The sequence below is a fragment of the Pseudidiomarina terrestris genome (assembly GCF_030466375.1).
Classification (GTDB): domain Bacteria; phylum Pseudomonadota; class Gammaproteobacteria; order Enterobacterales; family Alteromonadaceae; genus Pseudidiomarina; species Pseudidiomarina terrestris.
The window spans coordinates 157,459-176,368 of the sequence record NZ_JAGGJE010000005.1 but is presented as its reverse complement, the minus strand read 5'-3'; the positions used below and the strand labels follow the sequence as shown (position 1 = coordinate 176,368).

At 52.0% G+C, this 18,910-nt stretch carries 12 protein-coding genes; 5 read left to right on the top strand and 7 right to left on the bottom strand.

The window, feature by feature from the left end; translation table 11 throughout:
• Window positions 1-70: 70 nt before the first annotated feature.
• The 7 genes from J6J28_RS11450 to dnaE all read right to left on the bottom strand — a co-directional run bounded on the left by J6J28_RS11450 (window position 71) and on the right by dnaE (window position 13,011).
• Complete coding sequence (locus J6J28_RS11450; RefSeq protein WP_418055182.1) at window positions 71-3,253, bottom strand: efflux RND transporter permease subunit; 3,183 nt, start codon at window positions 3,251-3,253, stop codon at window positions 71-73.
• Window positions 3,254-3,270: 17 nt separating this feature from the next.
• On the bottom strand, window positions 3,271-4,434 hold the full coding sequence (locus tag J6J28_RS11445; protein WP_301721881.1) for an efflux RND transporter periplasmic adaptor subunit: 1,164 nt from the start codon (window positions 4,432-4,434) through the stop codon (window positions 3,271-3,273).
• 174 nt (window positions 4,435-4,608) lie between these two features.
• A complete protein-coding gene (locus J6J28_RS11440; protein ID WP_301721880.1) occupies window positions 4,609-6,576 on the bottom strand; it encodes a monovalent cation:proton antiporter-2 (CPA2) family protein in 1,968 nt (655 codons plus the stop codon).
• The gene (locus tag J6J28_RS11435) at window positions 6,573-7,472 is read right to left on the bottom strand and encodes a DMT family transporter (protein ID WP_301721878.1); all 900 of its coding nucleotides are present in this window, start codon (window positions 7,470-7,472) and stop codon (window positions 6,573-6,575) included. Before J6J28_RS11435 ends, J6J28_RS11440 begins: the two co-directional genes overlap by 4 nt.
• 13 nt (window positions 7,473-7,485) lie before the next feature.
• On the bottom strand, window positions 7,486-8,493 hold the full coding sequence (gene tilS, locus J6J28_RS11430; protein WP_301721876.1) for a tRNA lysidine(34) synthetase TilS: 1,008 nt from the start codon (window positions 8,491-8,493) through the stop codon (window positions 7,486-7,488).
• Window positions 8,494-8,499: 6 nt separating this feature from the next.
• Window positions 8,500-9,456, bottom strand: coding sequence for an acetyl-CoA carboxylase carboxyl transferase subunit alpha (accA, locus tag J6J28_RS11425; protein ID WP_301721874.1), 957 nt, complete (start codon window positions 9,454-9,456; stop codon window positions 8,500-8,502).
• Window positions 9,457-9,498: 42 nt separating this feature from the next.
• Entirely contained in the window at window positions 9,499-13,011 is a 3,513-nt protein-coding gene (gene dnaE / locus J6J28_RS11420) for a DNA polymerase III subunit alpha (RefSeq protein ID WP_301721873.1), read from the bottom strand.
• Window positions 13,012-13,193: 182 nt separating this feature from the next.
• Between dnaE and J6J28_RS11415 the strand changes: the two genes are divergently transcribed.
• The 5 genes from J6J28_RS11415 to J6J28_RS11395 all read left to right on the top strand — a co-directional run bounded on the left by J6J28_RS11415 (window position 13,194) and on the right by J6J28_RS11395 (window position 18,906).
• Window positions 13,194-14,066 carry an SMP-30/gluconolactonase/LRE family protein gene (locus J6J28_RS11415; RefSeq protein ID WP_301721872.1) on the top strand — a complete coding sequence of 291 codons (873 nt, stop codon included), beginning with the start codon at window positions 13,194-13,196 and terminating at the stop codon, window positions 14,064-14,066.
• 34 nt (window positions 14,067-14,100) lie between these two features.
• Entirely contained in the window at window positions 14,101-15,513 is a 1,413-nt protein-coding gene (locus J6J28_RS11410; protein WP_301721870.1) for a serine hydrolase domain-containing protein, read from the top strand.
• A 13-nt stretch (window positions 15,514-15,526) separates the two neighbouring features.
• Entirely contained in the window at window positions 15,527-16,216 is a 690-nt protein-coding gene (locus tag J6J28_RS11405; RefSeq protein WP_301721868.1) for a HEPN domain-containing protein, read from the top strand.
• Complete coding sequence (locus tag J6J28_RS11400; protein ID WP_301721867.1) at window positions 16,213-16,818, top strand: YqiA/YcfP family alpha/beta fold hydrolase; 606 nt, start codon at window positions 16,213-16,215, stop codon at window positions 16,816-16,818. The genes J6J28_RS11405 and J6J28_RS11400 overlap by 4 nt, the downstream gene beginning before the upstream one ends.
• A 72-nt stretch (window positions 16,819-16,890) precedes the next feature.
• Window positions 16,891-18,906, top strand: coding sequence for a GGDEF domain-containing protein (locus tag J6J28_RS11395; protein ID WP_301721865.1), 2,016 nt, complete (start codon window positions 16,891-16,893; stop codon window positions 18,904-18,906).
• The last annotated feature ends 4 nt before the right edge of the window (window positions 18,907-18,910 follow it).

Below are 18,910 nucleotides of genomic sequence, written 5' to 3'. Positions count from 1 at the left end.
GTGGAAGTCGCAACGGCCTGCAAAGCAACGCTGCGACTTCGTTCATCATTGTAAGGTCTCTAGTTTACCATTATGTGACGGCATTGTCCGAGTCGGATTTTGGTGCTGGCTTTTCAGCCAGACCGTACCAGGACAGCATGGTTTTCACGCCACGCTTGGTATCATCGAGGATGAGATACAAACATGGAATCAGCAACAAGGTGATGACGGTCGCAAATAAAATACCAAACGCCAGCGATATCGCCATCGGTATAACCATCTTCGCTTGCAGACTCTTCTCTAACACGATCGGTAACAGGCCAAAGAAAGTGGTTAAGCTGGTCAGGATAATCGCCCGGAAACGCGCCGCCCCGGCATCCTGTACCGCGGTCCGTAACGCGACCCCTTCTTTGCGTGCCTGGTTGACGTAGTCCACCATGACCAGAGAGTCATTTACCACAACACCGGCCAGGGCGATGATACCAAACAAACTCAGGATCGAAATTGGCATCCCCAATATCCAGTGGCCGACGACTGCACCTATCATTCCGAACGGAATCACCGACATAATGATCAGCGGTTGGCTGTAAGACTTCAATGGAATTGCCATTAGCGCATAAATCGCAAACAACGCCAGCATAAAACCGATCGCCAATGAGCTGGTCGCTTCCGCCTCATCCTGAGACGCGCCCTCGAGCTGGAAACTCACTGACGGGTATTGGTCCAATATCGGCTGAATGTGGTTCTCGCGAACCTGCTGCACGACTTCAAACGGTTCAATCCGGTCCTTATCCACCCGCGCCCGCACATTTACTGACCGCTCGCGGTCAATACGGGTGATGGTGTTGTAGCCTTTGGCGAACCGAATCTCTGCCAATTCAGTAAAGGGAATGAGATCGCCGTTTGCCGTGCGCAGTTTCATATCTTCAAGGTTACCCACGGACTGACGCTCTTCCAGCGGGTAACGCACCATGACCCGAACTTCTTCATCACCGCGTTGTATACGCTGTGCCTCAGCACCGTAGAAGGCGTAGCGAACCTGATTAGCAAGATCACTTAAGGTAATGCCCATGGCCGTAGCCAGAGGCTTCAGCTCCAGGATGATCTCATCATTACCTGCGCCAAAGGTATCCTCAATATCGAACACACCATCGAATTGGCCTAAGGCTTCCTTAATCTGTTTCGCGGCTGCTGAAAGTTGGCCAAGATCATCGCCGGCCAACTGGAACTCGACATCAAAGCCGCCTCCACCGCCGATGCTACCCTGGAAGTTAATAGCTTTCACGCCGGCAATTTCAGGTGTGGCTTCGCGCCAACGATTAATAATGGCAAAGCCATCAATGTCGCGCTCCTCACCTTTGGCTAACTCGCTCATCACCATGCCATTGGTGGTGCCACTTAACCATGTCGTGGTATGACGAACGACGTCTTCACCCTGTTCCTCTTTAACGTCCTCATTTACTTTCATCAACGAGGCCGTCAATGTCTCCAGCGCATTGATGGTCGCTTCTTCCGACGAGCCTGGCTGCATTTCGATGCTGGTACGAATGAAGTCGCTTGGGATATTGGGGAAAAATACCCAGCGCACAACGCCGCCGCTGATTAAGCCGATCATCAAAATAAACATGGCGATGAACGACGCCAAAGTGGTATAGCGATAGTGCAGACACTTTTTCAGGAAAGGACGATAGTAACGCTCAACAAATACCCGCAGACTATCCGATATTTTATTCCGGACACGTTGAAAAGCATTCTGTTTTTCATTGCCGGATTTACTGAATTTCATCGCCGCAATGTGCGCTGGAAGAATTAATTTCGACTCCACCAGTGAGAAGGCAAGACAGAGAATAACCACTATCGCAATCGACTCCCAAATTGCCCCCATACCACCATCCACCATCAGCATGGGGATGAACGCAACCATAGTGGTCAGTACCCCGAAGGTTGCTGGGATGGCAACTTTTTTGGCGCCCCGCACCACGTTATCAGTGGTTTTGCCGTATTTCTCAATTTCAGAGTAGGCACTTTCCCCGATGACGATGGCGTCATCGACCACAATACCGAGTACCAGTATGAAGCCAAACAGACTGATCATGTTGATGGAAATATCAAACATCGGCAGTGGCATCAGGGCAATGGTTCCCAGGAAGCAGATAGGAATACCGATCATGACCCAAAATGCCAAGCGCAGCTGCAAAAAGAGTGACAGCATCAGAAATACCAGCAAACCACCGTAGATCATATTGTCCGTCATCAGATCCAGACGGCCCTGCAGGTAATATGAGGAGTCTCCCCAATGGGCGACTTTAATTTCCGGCGGCAATTCTTTCTGTTTGCGATCGATATAATTACGCACCACTTCAGCCACGGCCAGGTCATTCTGATCGCCCACAGAATTCACTTTAACAAAGGTCGCGGGCTTGCCATCAAAGCGCGTAAACCGTCGACGCTCAATAAATTCATCTTTCACCTGAGCGATGTCGCCAAGGGTCAGGCGGGTACCATCGGGTCGGTTAATGAGAACAATATTCTCGTATTCCTCACCAAAGTAAGCCTGATTATTGGCACGCAACAAAATGTCGCCGTTAGGCGTCCGGATAGAGCCGCCGGCAACGTCGATGGAGGTCCCGCGAACCGCATTTACAACCTGCTGGAAGGTCAGGTTATAGCGCTGCAGATCCTGCTCTGAGATCTCGATTGAGATCTGATAGTCCCGGGCACCGACAACCTCTACTTTGGTTACCCCACCTATCGATTTCAGGTCGTCTCGGATCGACTTCGCCAGTTCCTTCTGGCTGCGCTCAGTCATATCACCGTAAACACTTATCCAAATGACTTCACGTTGCGGGCGCACCCGATAAATATTTGGGTTCTCAATTTGCTGTGGGAAGTTCGGGATCGCGTCCACGAGCATTTTCACTTCGTCCATGACCACCTGCGGGTCATAGCCACTTTCTACTTCAACGGAAACAGAGCCTCCGCCTTCCCGCGCTGTTGACACAATACGCTCAACGCCATCGACGTCTTCGAGTGCGTCTTCAATGAGCACCAGAACACCCTGCTCCACTTCTTGTGGCGCAGCGCCAGGGAACGGAACCTGAATACTGATGTTATTCAGTTCGATTTCAGGAAACATCTGTTTGCGAACTTGCGACACCATAAAAATACCCGTGATGATGATTAACAACATCAGCAGGTTAGCGGCGACACGGTTATTCGCCCACCAGGCGATAAGACCCGTCTCTTTGTTCGGCTCAGGAGCTTGATTTGGCATTGGCATGGTTTTCGTCCTTACTCGTCAGCTGAGCTATCAGAAGACGCACTGTTCACTGCGTTCGACTCATTGGAGTCACCTGAACCTTCCATTTGCTCGGGTAAGGGGTCGCCGGGTAAACGTACTTTCATACTCGGCAGTGCATTACTGAGCTGCGTCAATACTACGGTATCGCCTGGGTTCAGTCCCTCGCTCACGATGACCTGATTCTCTTCAGCACGCAGCACCTCAACATGAGTACGCTGCAAGCGACGGTCCTCGCCGACTAACCAGACATTGCCATCTGCGGTGAGTGCGTAACGCGGGATCCGGTAGACGTTCTCGACGAAAATCCCTTCGATCTCAAGCGCCACAAACCGACCGAAGCGCAAGATATGCTCATGACTCTGGCCGTTGCGATTATAAGGGTCGCGCACCTCAACCACACCGTAGATAACGCGGCTTGAACTATCGAGTACGCCTTCACTGCGCACCAGTTTCCCTTGCCAGAAATAGTTCTGTCCTGCCACTTGCGAGGTCAAACGCACCTCAGGAAAATCTGCGGTCTGCCCTGCTTCCGGAAGGTTAAGATAGGCCAGATCGCGGTCGCTCAGTGGCACCCGTACTTCGGCGACTTCAGTCCCCATCATCTGGGCAATCTGACTACCGACATTCACGTACTGCCCTAAATCAACGCCTTTGCTTTGTAAAACACCATCGAAAGGCGCACGTACGATAGTGCGATCCAGATCCCGTTGCGCTTTAGCAACAGCGGCTTCCGCGGATTGCATGGCGGCTACAGCGCTGGCGACCTGAGGTTTACGTAAACCTAAGTCTGGAATCTCGCCTAATTGCAGAGACTCCCATTCTTCCCGAGCCACTTCCGCACGTGCACTTTCTTCCGCTAAAGCCGCCTTTGCCTGAGCCAGATTGGCTTTAGCATTTTGCAGCGCAACTTCATAGTCGCGACTGTCAATTTTTAACAACATGTCGCCTTTTTTGAAAAAGCCACCGTTGTGGAAGTTCGTTGCCGTTTCAATCACCTGCCCACTGACCTGAGCAATCAGGTTGGTGGTCTGCTTGGGCATCACATTCCCCTGCCCACTTACCAGCAGGTTGATGCTCTCTGGTTCCGCCTGTTGTACCTCCACCAGCACCGCAGGACGTTCCTTTGCCCGCATCGGCAGTTGGGGTCGCAGCATGCTCAACGCCATAACTAAGGCTACAGCGACAAGAATTATAATAGGAGGCAAGAGCGCACGTTTTTTGAAAGTCATCGAGATCATTCCGGTTTAACATGAAGATGGCGCATAGTATGCGCCATCTATGAGGGATTATTAAGACAGATTATGTTGCGAGTTGTAACAACTGAAACATTAACCGTTCAGTAAGTAACTTTCACCGGCCTCAATCGCCCGTGGTCCGCCAGCTAGCAGCACGACGTCGCCTTTTTGCAGTTTAAAATCGCCGTGCACTTCGCTGAACTCATCACTGCCACGACGCACAGATTTCACCTGAATGGCTAGCTCATCCAGGCCAAGTTGGGCAAGCTCCTTGCCACAGGCATAGGCGTTGTCGGACAACTGCACAGCGTGTAAGAACTGCAACCGATCGATTTTTTCCGGATCCATATCCGTGGTTTCGCCCGGATAGAAGCCATGCATATCGCCGTAATGGGAACGCCGCGCCTGATCCAGCCGGGCCAGAATACGGCGGATTGGAATGCCAGTACGGCTTAAGATCTGAGACACTAACATGAGGCTTGCCTCTAAGGTGTCCGGAACCACCTGGGTCGCCCCGGCGTTCATCATGTCTTCCAGGCGCAAATCATCCCGCGAGCGCACAATGACCTCGGCGTGTTCGTTGATCTCACGAATAGCTTTCAGTACGTCCAGAGCTTTTTGATCTTCAGCAAAGGTGATGATAATCAGCTCTACCTGGTCGGCATGCACCGCTTTCAGAATATCGCGGCGGGCGCCATCACCAAAAAATACATTGGCACCACCGGCAATAGCCTCCTGCACTCGCTTACTATCGTGATCAATAGCCAGATGCGGAATTTGTTCGTTGGTCAGGAAGCGACTGACGGTTTGTCCTACCCGCCCAAAGCCAAGCACCAGTACCCGCTTCGGCTCAGAGACGTCAGGTTGTTGAATATCGTCAGCGGCGGTCGTTTTAACTTTTCTCAGCAAGGGTTTAACCAGCTCACGGCAGCGTTGAATAATAACCGGTGTTACTGCCATACCCAGCACACCAACCCCGACCAGGAGCGAGGCGATATCCTGCGGCAGGAGCGCAAAAGAAAGTGCGAGCGAGACCAATACAAAACCAAACTCGCCCATTTGGAACAGCATCAGGCCGGCGCCCCAGGCATCTTCTTCGCGTTCATCCATAAAGCCTGCCAGAGCGCGGATGACCAGCATTTTGATTAAGCCAATGAGGACCACACCCAGCGCAATCCAGTGCAGGTTGTTTAAAAACACCATCAGATTAAGCTGCATGCCGACGGTAATAAAAAACAAGCCCATCAAAATGTCACGAAACGGGCGAATATCCGCCTCGAGCTGGTGTTTATACTTACTCTCGCCTAGCATCATTCCCGCCAGAAATGCGCCTAAGGCCATCGACAGTCCGAATAAATGGGTCATGCCCCCTGCCACCAGCGCCACCAGCAAGGTGGCGAGAACAAAAAGTTCATCGGTGCGCAGTCGAGCGATCTCGCGGAAGATATGTGGCAGTACCCATTTTCCGACCGCCATCAACAGCACCACTACGCCAGCGCCTTTCAGGAGCGCAATACCAAGACTCTCCCAAATACTTACTTCAACCGAAGTGCTGGCCAATAACGGGATAATAATCAGCATCGGGACCACGGCAATATCCTGGAACAATAGGACAGCAACCGTGGCCTGGCCTTTACGGGTCGTTAACTGAGAAGACTCGCCAAGTTGTTTGATGACGACAGCCGTAGAACTCAGCGCTAAGGTACCACCGATCACCATCGCCGCGATCCAGTCAGCAGTGAACAGATAGGCCAAGCCGGCAAAGAGCAAGGAACAGATCACCACTTGCCCGGCGCCAAGACCAAATACCAGGCGCCGCATAGCAATCATTTTTGGCAATGAGAACTCAAGCCCCAGTGAGAACAGTAGCAGCACCACACCCAGTTCGGCGATAAAGTGGTATTCATCAGGATCTTTAATCCAGGCGGTAACATCAGGACCGGCGACAATCCCGGCGACCAGGTAGGCTAAAATTGCCGGTAATTTGATCCGCCGAAAGGCCCAGACTAAAACTACGGCAATGGCGAGTAATAATAAGACGTCTGCGAAAGCTCCGTTCACGTTGATTTCCTCTGAAGATAGAGACCTAAACAAATCAAGCTTAAGCCGATAACCGTGCTCACTTGGATAACTTCGCCAAGTATAGAGTAAATAAGTAACAGACTGATGAATGGGCTAAGAAAAATCAACATTGACAGCTGCGAAGTTTTCTCGGCCGTGCGCATTGCCGTTAACCACAGCAGAAAGGTCACGCCCATCTCAAACATGCCCACATAGCCCGCCGCCAACCATGCCCGCCACTCGGTCCAGGGCAACGGCCGTGGGTCGAGCGCCACTGCTACCGCCAGGGCGATGGTACCGAAAGCAAAACACCAGAACATCGCTGGAATGGGGGCATCAGTATTTTTAGTGTTGATCAGCCAGTAGCTTGCCCAAAGTAGCGTACTTAACAGCGCTAAGCCAATTCCCAGCCAATTGGTTTGGGAAAAGTCCCAGTGCCCGCCAGTTGCGATCAGCACCACACCGGCATAAGCCACCACCATAGCTACCAACTCCCGTAAGCTCAGCCGTTGCTGCAACATAGGCACGGCTAGCAATGCCATGGTAATCGCCCAGGTATAATTGATCGCCTGCGCCTGCTGCGCCGGTAATTGATCATAGGCTGCGAAAAGCACCCAGTAGTAGATAAAAGGATTGAGCAGCCCTTGCAGACAATAAAACAGCCAACGCTGCCGCCCCAGCGCCATGGTCTCCCGAAAGCGGCCCTGCCACATGAGTAACAGGAAAAAAATCAGGGTACTGATCAGGGCTGCTAAGAACAGCAAATGCAGAGGGGATAAATAGGTCAGCGCAATTTTAAAGGCGGTCGCCACCGTTGACCATAGCCCTACCGCAGCTATCCCAAAGGCCAAGGCACGCTTTTGATTTTTTACAAGCGGAGCTGAACCAGCTGTCATAGTGAGCTCCTCGTTAAACGGCCGGGCGTTGTTCCAGGACAAGGTGGCGTGACGGTGTACGCTTCACGATGAAGTCGCCCCAGGCAACTTGCGGGCGTTTGTCATTTTGCGTATGAATCATCTGCAGCCGCAGTTGTTCCAGCTGCGCGTAAGATGGCATGCCTGCGCCCTGTTGCTCCAGCCATGCCCGCAGCAGTGCTCGCTGGCTGGCAGCAGAGTGACTCTGCAAAGGATCAACGGCTAAGGCGCCAGCAACATCCATATAGGCCGTTAACTGGTCTTGTAATAACTCATCCAGTACCTGTTGCTGTTCAGCACATAGGCGCGCGCTGCGCAGCACTGCATCGCCGAACTGCGGCCAGCGCTGTTCCAGTTTCGGTACGACCTCATGACGTAAGTAGTTGCGATCAATAGCAGTATCGAAATTGGTCTCATCCTCGATCCAATGCAGCTGATGCTGCCTGGCGTAGGCATAGATTTGCGCTTTACTAACCCCCAGTAGCGGCCTTAGCCAGCGTTGCTGAGCTTTTTGCTGCGTTCCTGGCCGCGAGCTCAGCTGTGCCATTGCTGCCAGACCTTTTGGACCAGCGCCTCGTTTAAGCTGGAGTAAAAACGTCTCAATTTGATCATTGCGATGCTGACCCAGCAGAAATACCGCATCATCACTGGCCAGCTCGCTCAGACGCTGGTAGCGAGCGTCCCGCCCTGCAGCCTCTTTACTGATACGTGAGCCCTGGCTGACCCGAAGCTGTTCACAATACATGGGGAAATTTCGCCGCTGGCAATCCTCCACCAGACTTTGCGCCCAGGCCCCTGATGAAGGGTGAAATTGATGATCAAGATGAATGGCTAAATAACTGAACTCAGGGTGTTCAGTGCGCCAGCGATCAAGTAAATCGAGAATGGTCTGCGAATCTGCGCCACCGCCTAAGCAAGCGATCAGCTGTTGCTGAGGGTGCAGCTCTACCTCTTGCAGAGCTGCACAAAATTGCCGATATAAGTCGTTTGCCTCAGCACTCACAAGGGACTAACAATAACCAAATGACATGAGCTTCTGATAGCGTTGCTCAAGTAAAGCAGTGCGATCCAGGCCTTTCAGTTCACCTAAATCTTTGAGCAAGCGTTGTTTCAGCCGTTGCGCCATTTCCTCAGCGTCGCGATGCGCGCCACCCAGAGGCTCTTCGATGATCGCATCGATCAGGCCCAGCTCGAGGCTGCGACCAGCAGTCACCCCCATAGCTTCAGCAGCAATCGGGGCTTTGTCCGCGCTTTTCCAGAGAATAGAGGCGCAGCCTTCTGGCGAGATCACTGAGTACGTTGAGTACTGCAACATGTTCACCCGGTCGCCAACGCCAATGGCCAGAGCTCCACCTGAACCACCTTCACCAATAACGGTACAGACGATCGGCACATTCAAACGCGCCATCACTTTCAAGTTTCGTGCAATAGCTTCAGATTGCCCACGCTCTTCTGCACCAATTCCCGGATAGGCCCCGGGGGTGTCGATAAAGGTGATGATAGGCATTTTGAAGCGTTCAGCCATTTCCATCAGGCGCATGGCTTTGCGATAACCTTCAGGCTTGGGCATACCAAAGTTACGACGAATCTTTTCTTTCGTCTCACGACCTTTCTGATGGCCGATAATCATTACCGGCTGACCATCAAGGCGGGCAGTCCCGCCGACAATGGCGCGGTCGTTCGCAAACGCGCGGTCACCGGCCAGCTCATCAAAGTCCGTAAAGATGGACTGGATATAATCAAGCGTGTAAGGGCGCATCGGATGACGCGCCATCTGGGCAACCTGCCAGGCGCCGAGATCGCCGAAAATTTTCTCGATTAATTGCTCGCGCTTTTCCTGTAGCTTGGCAATCTCTTCTTCAATAGAAATATCAAAGTCACCCTTTGCACCAACGGCTTTTAGTTCTTCGATTTGTGCTTGCAGTTCTGCAATGGGTTTTTCGAACTCTAAAAATTGCAAATTCATTTGGACTCCCGTGAGCAACATCGCCTCGATGCGTGTTGCAAATCAAAATTCTAGCGCAATATGTTTCGCACCTAGCTGCTGTTCCAGTTCGTATAACAGCTCGTCTTCCGGTGTAATATACCATTCTGTCGCGGCCTGATAGCTCGCACTTACGTCTGGGCGCTGATAATCAAATACCAATGGGCAAGCGCCGCCGCGATACGCTTCCAGAGTTGCAACCAGGCGCTTAAACCCGGGCCCTTCCAGGTGCTCTGGGCGTAACCTTAAGCGCAATCCCTTAGCGTACTGTTCGCGCATGCCGGTAATTGTCATAACTTCTCTGGCGGTCATTGTATTGCCACCAGAGTAATCATCAAAGCTGACCTCTCCTTTTATGACCAAAATTCTGTCTTTGGCCAGAAATTCTTCATAGGATTCGTAATCTTGTGCGAAAAAGCGTACATCAAAACGTGCTGTTTTGTCATCTAAGGTCACAATAGCCCAGCGCGCGCCTTTTTTATTCACCATCACCCGCATATCTATCACCAGCCCCGCGATGGTGGTCATCTGATCGCGGCCCGTAGGTCTTACATCGGCCAGATTGCAGGGCACATAATTACGCAGCTCTTTACGAAATCTGTTGATCGGGTGTCCGGTTAAGTATAGTCCAAGCGTCTCCCGTTCGCCGTCAAGCCATATCGCTTCCGGCCATTCGGCCACTTGTTCAAACTCATGCTCGATGGCATCCGTTTCAGCAGCGGTGGTTAACACACCGAACAGGTCGGACTGGCCAATGGCTTCGGCACGGGCGTGCTGCTCGGCCTGGCGCATGGCCTTTTCCAGAGTTGCCATCAAAGCTGCGCGATGCGGTCCCAATGAATCCATTGCGCCAGCACGGATAAGTTTCTCCATAACCCGGCGATTCAGACGCTTCAGATCGACCCGACAGCAGAAATCAAATAAGTCGGTAAAAGCGCCACCCTCGTTACGAGCTGCCAGAATAGCTTCGATCGGCGCTTCCCCGACACCTTTAATGGCGCCAATGCCATAAACCACATGACCTTGCTCATCGACGGTAAATTTATATTGACCAACATTCACATCTGGCGGCAACAACTTCAGCCCCAGCTGCTCGCACTCATCGACCAGAGTCACAATTTTGTCAGTGTTGTCCATATCCGCGGACATCACTGCCGCCATGAATTCTGCCGGGTAATGGGTTTTCATCCACAGGGTCTGATAGGACACCAGGGCATAGGCCGCAGAGTGTGACTTGTTAAAGCCGTAGCCCGCAAACTTCTCTACCAGGTCAAAGATCTTCATCGCCAGATCAGGGTCGATGCCGGTGTTCTTGGCACCTTCGGCAAATACCGCCCGTTGCTTGGCCATTTCTTCCGGTTTTTTCTTACCCATGGCGCGCCGCAACAAATCAGCGCCACCGAGGGAGTAACCAGCCAGAACCTGCGCAATCTGCATGACCTGCTCCTGGTAGAGAATAACCCCGTAAGTAGGCTCCAGGATCGGTTCCAGCCACTCGTGCTGATAATCTTTGTCCGGGTAGGAAATTGGCTCGCGACCGTGCTTGCGGTCGATGAAGTTGTCGACCATTCCGGACTGCAGTGGTCCCGGGCGAAACAGCGCCACTAATGCGATAATGTCTTCAAAGCTGTCGGGCAGCATTTTCTTGATCAACTGTTTCATGCCGCTTGATTCAAGCTGAAACACTGCTGTGGTCTGGGCCTTTTTCAGCAGCTTAAAGCAGGCCGGATCGTCAAGCGGTATCTTATCGATGACGATGGCGTGCTCGCCACGCTTCGCACGCTGAGCATTGACCATGTCGAGTGCCCACTGAATGATGGTCAGCGTACGCAAGCCAAGAAAGTCGAATTTCACCAGCCCCGCAGCTTCAACGTCGTTCTTATCAAACTGCGTGACCGGTTGCTTGCCCTCTTCGTCGCAATACAAAGGCGAGAAATCAGTAATTTTCTTTGGTGCAATCACCACGCCACCAGCGTGCTTGCCAGCGTTACGGGTGACGCCTTCCAGAATGCGGGCCATATCGATGAGATCGCGGACATCTTCGTCCTGATCGTAAACCTCGACCAGGCGCGGCTCGACGTCAAAGGCCTTGGCCAGCGTCATGCCCGGATCGCCGGGAACCAGCTTGGTAATTTTATCGACGAAGCCATAAGGATGACCCAGCACCCGCCCCACGTCCCGGATCGAAGCTTTCGCCGCCATGGTACCGAAGGTAATGATTTGCGATACGGCCTCGCGCCCATACAAATCGGCGACGTGATCGATCACCTCATCGCGACGGTCCATACAAAAGTCGATGTCAAAGTCGGGCATTGAGACCCGTTCCGGGTTAAGGAAACGTTCGAAGAGCAAATCGAGCTCTAACGGATCCAGGTCCGTGATCTTCAGCGCGTAAGCGACCAACGAGCCCGCACCTGAACCGCGCCCCGGCCCGACCGGAATATTATTGTCTTTCGACCACTGAATAAACTCCATGACAATCAGGAAGTAGCCGGGAAAGCCCATCTGATTAATCACGTCGAGTTCTATTTTTAAGCGTTCATCATAAGATTTGCGCTGTTCCAGACGTTCGCTTTCGTCGGGAAACAGCTGCACTAAGCGCTGCTCAAGACCCTCTTGTGATTTCTTCACCAGGAAGTCTTCCGGCGTCATACCGCCGGTCGGAAATTCCGGCAGCACATATTCGTCCAGAGTAATGGTGACATTGCAGCGCTTAGCAATTTCGACAGTATTGGCAAGCGCCTCCGGCAGATCGGCGAACAACTCGGCCATTTCTTCCGGGCTCTTAAGGTATTGTTCCTGAGTGTATTTTTTAGGGCGGCGCTTGTCATCAAGGGTATAGCCATCGGCCACAGCGACCCTGACTTCGTGCGCGTGAAAATCTTCCTGCTTTAAAAAGACCACTTCATTAGTGGCGACAACGGGCACGTTCTGCGCGGCGGCCAAGGCTACTGCAGCATGCAGGTAATCATCTTCCTGGGGACGGCCAGTACGTAGTAGCTCAAGATAAAAGCGATCAGGAAAATGCTGTTGATAAAAAGCCAGCTCGGTTTCAGCTTCAGCAAAGCGGTTCTGCAGTAACTTACGACCGACATCCCCTTCCCTGCCGCCACTTAATAACAGTAAGCCTTCCGCGTGTTCCGCTAACCATTCTTTGTTCACACAGGGACGGCCCTGCCGATGCCCCGCCAGATAACCGCGGCTAATCAACTGGGTCAGTTGCTGATAACCGGCATTGTTCATGGCTAATGCCGTCAGCCGAAAAGGCTGCTCCTGACTGTCGGCAGTCCACCCTTCGGGTAGCACCCAGAGATCACAGCCGACGATGGGCTTGAGTCCTTTACTGTGGGTGGTTCGGTAAAACCGGACCAGACCACACATATTCATTTGGTCCGTCACCGCCAGTGCTGGCATGCCTTTTGCAGCTGTGGCCTCGCAAATCGGTCCGACTTTTGCCAGGCCATCGATCATCGAGAAGTCGCTGTGAACGCGTAAATGAATAAACTGGGGAGCTGAAGTTTGCACTGGTTCTGTCATGCGCCTTTATCATTGTCGGAAAGTCGAACATCAACTCCTATTGTGCCGTATGCGTTGCGCTATGTCATTCTTCAGATTCTGATTCCCCGGAAAAACCTCCAAGCCTTGATTTATTGCTGGAAAAATGAGCTTATAGGAAACATGAAATTTACCTGTTGAAGGTCTCAATTGGAGCAAACGTCATGTTAAAACGCCCGATTTACTCGTCTTTGTTGGTGTTCAGTCTGCTTATTCCCGGGGTTTCTGTTGCGGCAGATGATGCGCATGAAATCGAAACCATCAGTACTGGCCACCGCTTTACCGAGGGCCCGCTTTGGTATAATAACCAACTCTGGTTCTCCGATATTCCAAATACTACCGTTTATACATGGAGTCCCGACGGCACTACAGAAGTTGCCGTCCGCCCCTCAGGCCAAGCCAACGGTCTGGCTTTAGATAACGACCAGCGTTTACTCATGGCGCAACATAGCACTCGGCGCATCGCACGGCTGAATGACGATGGCAGCCAAACTGCATTAGCCAGCTCCTATCAGGGCAATCGGCTGAATAGTCCCAATGATCTTACCGTTGCCGCCGATGGCAGTATTTACTTTACCGATCCGCCCTTTGCCATTGCCGAAGAAGACAACGAGCTTGGCTTCGCTGGCGTCTTCAAAATCTCCGCAACAGGCGAACTCAGCTTGTTAGATGATGCGCTGGAATTGCCCAATGGGATTGCCTTAAGCCCCGATCAAACCACGCTCTATGTTAACGATGCCTATCAATGGATAATTTATGCCTACGACCTGGGGCCCAACGGAGTATCCAACAAACGCACTTTTGCCCGGCTTGAAGGCACGTATGATCAGGGTATGGATGGCATCAGCGTGGCCAGCGACGGTACGCTCTATGTTGCCGGCCCAGAGGGAATTTACACCTACGCAGCCGACGGTGAACTATTGGAAATCATTGAGTTACCTGATTTTACGTCGAACGTTGCTGTGGTTGAGACCGACAGCCGTGTTCTCTACGTGACCAATCAGACTGAGGTGCTTAGAATTAAACTCAACAAGTAAACAACCAAGGTTCAGTAACCTAACAGGAAAGTCTATGCGAAAGTCAGCTTTATTCAATCGTCTTGCCGTGCTGCCACTGGCATTGATCAGTGTTTTTGCGCAGGCCGCGGAAGAAACAGAAGCCACCCTCAATGCCTATGCTGCTGGCTACGTTGCAGGCTTTACCTGTAGCGCGACCTTTAATGGCAATAAGAATGCTGAGCAAATCCGGGAACATGAGTTAGGTGGCATATATCCACTGATTGCAGAGCGGGTAGAACAGTTGACGGCTGAGGTAAACCAGCAACATAAATGGGTCCGGGTTAAATACGATAATGGCGCCCGTGAACGCATTTCAGTGTGGCGGCCTAAGCTGGGTTGTGTTGACCTTCCCGTCGGCGCAACTCTTGAGGCAGAGCGCCATTTGGCGAACCCGTTTGCCACATCGCCTACGCCAGCACCGGATAGCGGCGCGCCCTGGCAGCTGGATGAAACTCCATTAACGGAAGCGCAGCAGCAAGCTCTTGCCGCTGTGGTTGAGCAAGCTTTTAGCAAGTATTACGGCGCCGGCGCCCGCACCTCAGCAGTCATTGTTGCCACTCCTGAACATCTGCTCGCGGAGCGCTATTTAGAAGGGTTTACACCAGAGACAGCACAGCGAACCTGGTCCGTTGCCAAAAGTATTGGCGCCAGTGTTATCGGTGCCGCGGCCTATCAACGCTTACTGGAAGTTAGCGAGCCCGCAGCATTAGCGAACTGGTCTCATCCAGCCGATCCACGCGCTGCAATTACACTAGAGAATTTACTGCATATGGCCTCGGGCCTGGATAGCAATCAAGCGGGAAATCGCACCGACCGAGTCTATATGGGCGGCGGTCTGGTCAGTGATACCGCCACTGAGACCGCGCTTGAGGTCACCCCCGGAGAGCGCTGGAAATACGCCAATAACGACACTATGCTAGCACTGCGTACCCTGCGCGAACGCTTTGCAACCCTTGACGATTATCTGCGCTTTCCATTTGTTGCGCTGCTGGACAAAATCGGTATGCAGCACACCTACCTTGAAACGGATTGGCAAGGTGACTTTATTCTCTCCTCGCAAGTCTGGACCACGGCGCGTGATTTAGCTCGTCTTGGTGTACTTCATCTGAATAACGGTGTCTGGCATGGTGAGCAATTGCTACCGGAAGACTGGCTGGCTTACATCAGTAGTGAAGCTCCAGCACAACCGCCCACAGGAAGCCCAGGCTATGGCGCGCAGTGGTGGTTATACAACGAACGTTTTCCCGAGCTGCCTGATGATACTATTGCAGCGCGCGGGAATCGCGGCCAGTTTCTGGTCATTATCCCAAGTCGGAATCTGATTGTGGTTCGCCGTGGTTACGATTTCGCAGGACAAGCTGGATTTAACGAACACGATTTCACCCGCGACGTACTTCGTGCATTAGCAACTAAAACGGCTCAGTAACAAGGAGTTCAGCATGGATGAGTGGAAGGTTCCGAACCAGCTGACTCACACGATGCTTAAAGCATTTCAACGCAAACAAAGGGAGACCTGGTCTAAAGGTCTCTCCTTGCGAGTGCATCGTGCCTTAAGCTGGTTGGACCGCGCCGAGCAGGAGCGCCACAGCAAGGATTTAGACGCGGAGTTTTTGTTTCTTTGGATTGGTTTTAATGCAGCTTACGCCAGTGAGTACAGCCAGGACAGCCGGCTCAATCAGCGTGATGCCTACGCCGCTTTTTTCGAACGCATCCTTACCTATGATCAAAGCCAGCAGCTGTATGCCATGATTTGGGAACACTATCCCAATAAAATTCGTACCCTGATGAACAATCCCTATGTGTTCCAGCCGTTCTGGGACAGCGCCACCGGCCGTAATGAGCCCGATGCCTGGAAAGCTTCATTTGATTCTGCCAAGCGTGCTGGACACAAGGCCTTAGCGGAACGTGATGTGGTCACTAGTCTAAGTATTATCATGGATCGCCTGTACACCTTGCGCAATCAGCTCGTGCATGGGGGAGCGACCTGGAATGGGCAGCTGAACCGGGATCAGTTGCGTGATGGCTGCGGCATTTTAGCTCATTTGCTGCCCATGATTATTCAGTTGATGATGTTTAATGGTAATGACCTATGGGGCGATGCTGCCTATTTCATGGACCAGCAATCATGACAACACCGGTCATTATATTTATTCACGGCTTTGGGTCCAATGGCTACGGTAGTAAAGCACAGGCGATGCGCGAGTACTGCCAGCAGCACTCTATCCCTTACAGTGCGCCATCGCTCTCGCATATTCCCGACCTGGCGTTACAAACCTTGCGTGAGCTTATCGAGCAATTGCAGCGGGTCTCCGGTGAACGGAGCCTGTGCCTGATGGGCTCATCACTGGGTGGCTTTTATGCTCAGGTGCTGGCGCTTGAGTATGCATTACCGGTGGTACTTATCAATCCATCTATGCATGCCGGTCGCTCGTTGCGACGGGCACTGGGAACAGCCATCAATTATTATGATGACAGCCCTTACCAGTGGCGGGAAAGTTATGTCGACATGCTGGATAAACTTGAACCTTCCTATCCTTTGTCTTTCAGCAAAGAGCAATGCTGGTTACTGGCGCAAACCGGCGATGAGCTACTCGATTACCGTGAAGCAGTACAAGCTCTCCCACAAGCAAAACATACGATTGAGCCCGGTGGCGACCATGGCTTCCAGGGCTTTGCCAGTCACATCCCTGAAATCGTATCTTTTTTCAGGTACGCAATTACATCTACCTGAGCTGTGCAAATTCTAGACACCCTCAGTTTTTCCCGTTATTGTTCAGACTAAAGCCTTAGACAGTAAGCCCTTATGAATCGCCGTTCGATTTACGCAAAGTCCAGTATTGCCATTTCCAGCCTGCTAATGGTCGCCTTTTCGTTGCCATTGTCGGCCTCGAACCTGCCTAGCTTTTTCGATTTTAGTGAAAAAAATGCGCGCGCACAGACGCCGGCCCGTGATCTGGCATTAGAAGTCCAATTGGATGCGTTAATGGACACTGATTTCGTGCCCTCAGACACTCAGGCGCTAGATGAGCTGCTACGCGACGTAGATGTAAACACGCCCATTGAAACCTTTGTCCGTGCTCAGGGCTATCAGATTCTTCGGCTTGCCATGCAAGACAATTTAACGGCCGCGTTGGTTGTTGCCGAAGAAGTTGAACAACTGGCCACGGCCGCTGACAATCTTAACGCGATCGCCGAAATTAATGTGATCATCGCCGAGGCTCATGTCGCAAACGAGAAGTTCGATAAAGCATCGACTCGCGTCGAGCGCATTCTTGAGTTGCTGCCCAGGGTCAGCAATGTCCGGATAAGGTTTCATGCCAATCATTTAGTTGCTCGTATTTTACAAAACAACAATGACACCTCTGATGCTCTCGAATATTTGCTCGCTGCACAGGCCCTTTTGCCATTAACTGAAGCTCAGGGACAACAACGCCGGCGCCACTTCCTTAGCCTCCACCTTGCGCGTATACAGGCCAATCTCGGCCGCTGGGCGGCTTCTATGGCAACTGCTGAGAACGCGATTGAAGACACCAGACGTACCGGTATCCGCACCCACCTGCCTGACCTTTACCTGGTCCGGGCGTACTCGAAACAATATCAGAACGGTCCATCCCAAAGTATTGTCGACGCTTTTCTGGAAGCCGCGCAGGTAGCCCGTGACATGGGTAATGCCCGGGTCGAGATGCTGTCGTACAACAATGCGGGTGCCACCAAGCTGCATCTGAATGAACTCAACGATGCAACACAGTATCTGCAGCAAGGCCTGGTCATCGCAAGGCGCATTGGCAATATCAATGAGCGCTCAGTAACCGAGTTTAATTTAGGCTACATCAAGGTCTTGCAGGAACAGTATGATGCAGGCATTACTGAGATGTTGGCTGCCGCTGAAGTGTTTAATGGATTCGCGTTAAAGCGTGAGCAAGCGATACTGCTCACCCATATAGCCAGAGCCTACGAACTGGCCGGGCGCTATCAGGAACAGGCGGAAACGCTGAAAAAACAAGCGGCACTTCGTCAAGAAGTCGCCGAAACTCAGCGTGAACAGCAGATTAATGAGTTACAAGTTCGTTACGAAGCTGCCGAAAAGTCCTACGAGATCAAGTTACTGGAACAACAGGCCGAGCTGCAACGTCAGGAGCTCGCCAGCCAGGAACGCAAGCAGGATTTCGTTGTCCTTGCCGGGGCTTTTATGTTGGTTTTGCTGATAGTTTTCGCCGGTGTTTATCGTAAGACCAGAAAGCTAAACTTACTGCTTAACGAAGCCAACGCGGAGCTGCAAGAGCAATCATTACGTGATCCTTTGACAGGTTTACATAACCGGCGTGCTATTTACGATCGCCTGTTACGGGACGAGCAACGTATCTATACGGGAAACCACGCAGTGTTTATCCTTGATATCGATCACTTTAAAACCATTAACGATAAATACGGACATTCGATCGGTGACGAAGTGTTAATAGAGTTTGGGCGTCGACTCAAACAGGCGACACGTAGCAGTGATATGGCAATTCGCTGGGGCGGCGAAGAATTCCTGCTTATCCTCGAAAATGTGCAAACCGAGCAGGTGATGCAGGTGGCGCGTAAGCTATTGACTGAGATCGGTGAAAAACCATTCCATACCAGCGCCGGGCGGCTGCATATCACGCTAAGTGGTGGCTGCACCGTCATGACCAGTGCCAAAGAGCAGATGCCTCCGAACTGGGATGACACGGTTCGACTCGTTGACGAGCTGCTTTATCAAGCCAAGAATGAAGGGCGTAATCGAATCCGCTATCAACCTGATTCCGGCCCCCGTGAAACTATTTATTTGCGCCCATAAAAAA

Bases quoted from the DNA above. Each gene is read 5' to 3' on its own strand.
- J6J28_RS11445 (WP_301721881.1), bottom strand. From the start codon at position 4,434: ATGCTGCGACCCCAACTGCCGATGCGGGCAAAGGAACGTCCTGCGGTG.
- J6J28_RS11405 (WP_301721868.1), top strand. From the start codon at position 15,527: ATGGATGAGTGGAAGGTTCCGAACCAGCTGACTCACACGATGCTTAAA.
- J6J28_RS11400 (WP_301721867.1), top strand. From the start codon at position 16,213: ATGACAACACCGGTCATTATATTTATTCACGGCTTTGGGTCCAATGGC.
- J6J28_RS11410 (WP_301721870.1), top strand. From the start codon at position 14,101: ATGCGAAAGTCAGCTTTATTCAATCGTCTTGCCGTGCTGCCACTGGCA.
- J6J28_RS11395 (WP_301721865.1), top strand. From the start codon at position 16,891: ATGAATCGCCGTTCGATTTACGCAAAGTCCAGTATTGCCATTTCCAGC.
- J6J28_RS11415 (WP_301721872.1), top strand. From the start codon at position 13,194: ATGTTAAAACGCCCGATTTACTCGTCTTTGTTGGTGTTCAGTCTGCTT.
- J6J28_RS11435 (WP_301721878.1), bottom strand. From the start codon at position 7,472: ATGACAGCTGGTTCAGCTCCGCTTGTAAAAAATCAAAAGCGTGCCTTG.
- J6J28_RS11450 (WP_418055182.1), bottom strand. From the start codon at position 3,253: ATGCCAAATCAAGCTCCTGAGCCGAACAAAGAGACGGGTCTTATCGCC.
- accA (WP_301721874.1), bottom strand. From the start codon at position 9,456: ATGAATTTGCAATTTTTAGAGTTCGAAAAACCCATTGCAGAACTGCAA.
- dnaE (WP_301721873.1), bottom strand. From the start codon at position 13,011: ATGACAGAACCAGTGCAAACTTCAGCTCCCCAGTTTATTCATTTACGC.